The sequence below is a fragment of the Arthrobacter sp. Hiyo1 genome, assembly GCF_001263615.2.
GTDB lineage: Bacteria > Actinomycetota > Actinomycetes > Actinomycetales > Micrococcaceae > Arthrobacter.
The window spans coordinates 458,355-462,109 of sequence record NZ_DF952470.1 but is presented as its reverse complement, the minus strand read 5'-3'; the positions used below and the strand labels follow the sequence as shown (position 1 = coordinate 462,109).

The following is a 3,755-nucleotide window of genomic DNA, read 5'->3' as shown; positions in this document are numbered from 1 at the left end:
GTCACGGTCTGCGACGCACGCGCGGTTTTCGCGACGGCTGCCCGGTTCCCGCAGGCGGACGAGGTGGTGGTGGAATGGCCGCACCGCTACCTGCAGGCGCAGATCGCTGCCGGCCAAGTGGACGAGCGCACCGTGATCTGTGTGCTCACACATGATCCGAAATTCGACGTGCCGCTCCTTGAGTTGGCACTGCGCCACAACGTGGCCTACGTGGGCGCGATGGGATCCCGGCGCACGCACCGCGACCGATTGGAACGGCTGCGCGAAGCCGGCCTGAGCGAGGCCGAATTGGCCAGGCTCTCCAGCCCGATCGGCCTGGACCTGGGATCCCGCACCCCGGAGGAAACGGCCGTCTCCATCGCCGCCGAAATCATTGCCTTGCACTGGGGTGGCGGCGGCGGAAGATTGAGCACCATGGAGGCCCGGATCCACCACGAACCCACGGTTGAAGCGGACCACGAGGATGCGGGGTACGAACTCAAGCCGGGCTAGGGCGCTCGCCCCTTCCGAGGAGTAACCTGTGTCACATCAGGACTGGATGCCGGGCAGTCGTGCCCGTCGTCCAACGCGACAGGAGATCCCAATGGCGAGTTCCAAGACGATCACCGTCGAAGTCGATGATGTGAGCTACACAGACGATGTCGAGCCACGATTGCTGCTGGTCCAATACCTGCGCGAACGGCTTGGCAAGACCGGCACATTGATCGGCTGCGACACTACCAACTGCGGCGCCTGCACCGTCCATCTGAACGGAGTCAGCGTTAAATCCTGCACCATGTTCGCGGTTCAGGCAGACGGCCACAGCGTCACCACCATCGAAGGCCTGGCCCGGGACGGCAAGCTCGCCCCGCTGCAGCAAGCCTTCCACCAATGCCATGCGCTGCAATGCGGCTTCTGCACGCCCGGCATGATCATGCAATCGGCATCCCTTCTCGCCGAAAATCCGCACCCCACCGAACAGGAAATCCGGGACGGCCTCGAAGGAAACCTTTGCCGGTGCACCGGGTACCAGAACATTGTTGCCGCGGTGCAGGCCGCCGCTGACGGAACGGTTTCTTCCGACAGCGACGCGACGGAAACGGCAGGTGTGGCATGACCATCGCCGAAATCGGCAGGCCCCGCCTCCGCAAAGAAGACGCGCACCTCATCACGGGGCGCTCCAGGTACACGGACAACATGACGTTGCCCGGCATGCTCCATTTGGCCATGGTCCGCAGTCCGTTCGCCCACGCCAGGATCACCTCGATCGACACCTCAGCCGCGAAGTCCTCACCCGGCGTCGTCGCCGTGTTCACCGGAGCCGATCTGGCCGCGGAACAGGGCAGCCTGCCCAACGTCTGGCCCGTCACCGCCGAGCAGAAGGCGCCCGCGTTCCCGTCGATCGCCGTCGACGAGGTGGCCTTTACCGGCGAGGTAGTTGCCTGCATCGTTGCCCGCAGCGCCGCATCGGCGCGGGACGCCGTCGAACTCGTGGACGTCAGCTACGACCAACTTCCGGTGGTCCTGGATCTGGAGGAAGCATTCACCGACAAGGTGCTGGCCCACTCTAACTTGGACTCCAATCTCTCGGCGACCTGGGTGTTTGACTCGGGCGAAGCCGGCACCGGCAAGCCGATCGCCGAGGCGTTGGCGAAGGCCGAAGTCCTCATCGAACGCACCTTTTACCAGCAACGCCTCATCCCGGCCTTCATGGAACCGCGCTCGATCGTGGTTGACCCGACGAGTGAGCAAATCACCATGTGGTCGTCCACGCAGATACCCCATATCCTGCGGCTGATCCTGGCATTGACGCTCGGGCTCCCGGAAAGCAAGCTCCGCGTGATCGCCCCCGACGTGGGCGGCGGCTTTGGCGGAAAGCTGACGGTGATCCCCGAGGAGTTCATCACCCTCATGGCAGCCCGGCGGGTCGGCAAACCCTGCAAATACACCGAAACCCGCAGCGAGTCCCTGCAGTCTGGGCATCACGGCCGGGCCCAAGTGCAGAAGGTGAAGCTCGCGGCGACGAAGGACGGGATTGTCACCGGGCTGGACATCCAGCTGCTGGCGGACATGGGCGCCTACCTCGGCATTATCGGCTCGGGCATCCCGATCCTGGGCGCGTTCATGTACAACGCCATCTACAAATTCCCGGCGTACCGACTGGAATGCAACAACCTCTTCACCAACAAGGCGTGGACGGGCGCTTACCGGGGCGCAGGCCGGCCGGAAGCAACCTTCGCTATCGAGCGCTTGATGGATGAGCTCGCCGTCGAACTGGGCATGGACCCCTTGGAACTGCGCAAAAAGAACTGGATCACCCACGAGGAATTCCCCTTCACCACCGTCACTGGACTCGAATACGACAGCGGCAACTACGAGGCGGCCACGGCGAAGGCGCTGGAGCTCTTCAGCTATGACGAGCTCCGGGCAGAGCAGGCCAGGCGCCGCGAGGCCAACGATCCCGTCCAACTCGGCATCGGCATCTCCACGTTCACCGAAATGTGCGGCCTGGCTCCATCCCGGGTGCTTGGCGCGCTCAGTTACGCGGCCGGCGGCTGGGAGCACGCCCAGGTGCGGGTGCTGCCCACCGGCAACGTCGAGGTAGTCACGGGCACTTCCCCCCACGGCCAGGGTCACGAAACCGCGTGGAGCCAGCTCGTGGCGGACAGGCTCGGCGTGCCGTTCGAAAATGTCGAAGTGCTGCATGGTGATACACAGGTCTCCCAGCGGGGCCTGGACACCTACGGCTCCCGCTCGCTGACCGTCGGTGGTATGGCGGTGCTGGCCGCTGCGGACAAGGTGATCGAGAAGGCCAAGGTCCTGGCAGCGCACATGATGGAGGCCAGCGAGGAGGACATCGAGTTCACGGACGGCAAGTTCAGCGTCAAGGGCACTGATCAGTCCACTGCCTTCGGTGAAGTCGCCTTCGCCGCCTTCTCGGCGCACAACCTGCCGGAAGGGTTTGAGCCCAATCTGGATTCGGATGCCACCTTCGACCCGCAGAGCTTCTCCTTCCCGCACGGCACCCATCTGGCCGGCATCGAAGTGGACACCGAGACCGGGCAGGTCAGCATCCGCAAGTACGTTTGCGTGGACGACGTTGGGGTGGTGGTCAATCCGCTGATTGTGGAGGGCCAGGTCCACGGCGGCCTGGCGCAGGGAATCGCTCAGGCCCTTTATGAGGAGGCCGTGCACGACGACGCCGGGACCCTGGTCACGGGCTCGTTCGTGGACTACCTCGTGCCCGGCGCGCCCGACCTGCCGCACTTCACGACGGCGCGCACGGAGACGCCGTCCACCACTAACCAGTTGGGGGCCAAGGGAGTCGGCGAGGCAGGAACCATCGCCTCGACGCCCGCAATTGTCAACGGCGTGCTGGACGCGATTCGGCACCTTGGCGTGAAGGACATCAAGATGCCATGCACGCCGGCGCGTGTGTGGGCCGCCCTTGAAGAAGCCAAGACCACGGGAGATGTGCAATGATTCCGAGCGCATTCGATTACGCCGCTCCGGCCACGGTGGCGGAGGCGTTGAGCGTGTTGGCCGACGCCGGCGACGACGTGAAGCTGTTGGCCGGGGGTCAAAGCCTGATCCCCGTGATGAAACTGCGCCTTGCCGACGCCGCGATGGTGGTCGATTTGGGCCGGATCGGCGAGTTGTCCGGGGTCCGCGACGACGGCGACGCCCTGCTGATCGGAGCCATGACAACGCACCACCAGATCGCCACGGACCCGCTTATTGCCGAGCACGTGCCGTTGCTGGCCAAGGCAGCGGCG

General features: G+C 64.8%; 4 protein-coding genes. All 4 read left to right on the top strand.

The window, feature by feature from the left end; genetic code table 11:
* Positions 1 to 492 (top strand): XdhC family protein (locus tag AHiyo1_RS11000; RefSeq protein WP_172465574.1); only part of this gene is annotated, 492 nt, incomplete at its 5' end.
* Positions 493 to 583: 91 nt separating this feature from the next.
* Positions 584 to 1,096 carry a (2Fe-2S)-binding protein gene (locus AHiyo1_RS10995; protein ID WP_059388593.1) on the top strand — a complete coding sequence of 171 codons (513 nt, stop codon included), beginning with the start codon at positions 584 to 586 and terminating at the stop codon, positions 1,094 to 1,096.
* Positions 1,093 to 3,462, top strand: a complete 2,370-nt coding sequence (locus tag AHiyo1_RS10990) for a xanthine dehydrogenase family protein molybdopterin-binding subunit (RefSeq protein WP_059388592.1) — start codon at positions 1,093 to 1,095, stop codon at positions 3,460 to 3,462. Before AHiyo1_RS10995 ends, AHiyo1_RS10990 begins: the two co-directional genes overlap by 4 nt.
* On the top strand, positions 3,459 to 3,755 hold a 297-nt coding region (locus tag AHiyo1_RS10985; protein WP_172465573.1), incomplete at its 3' end, for an FAD binding domain-containing protein. The genes AHiyo1_RS10990 and AHiyo1_RS10985, both read left to right, overlap by 4 nt.

Coding starts and splice junctions, on each gene's coding strand:
- AHiyo1_RS10995 (WP_059388593.1), top strand. CDS start 584: ATGGCGAGTTCCAAGACGATCACCGTCGAAGTCGATGATGTGAGCTAC.
- AHiyo1_RS10990 (WP_059388592.1), top strand. CDS start 1,093: ATGACCATCGCCGAAATCGGCAGGCCCCGCCTCCGCAAAGAAGACGCG.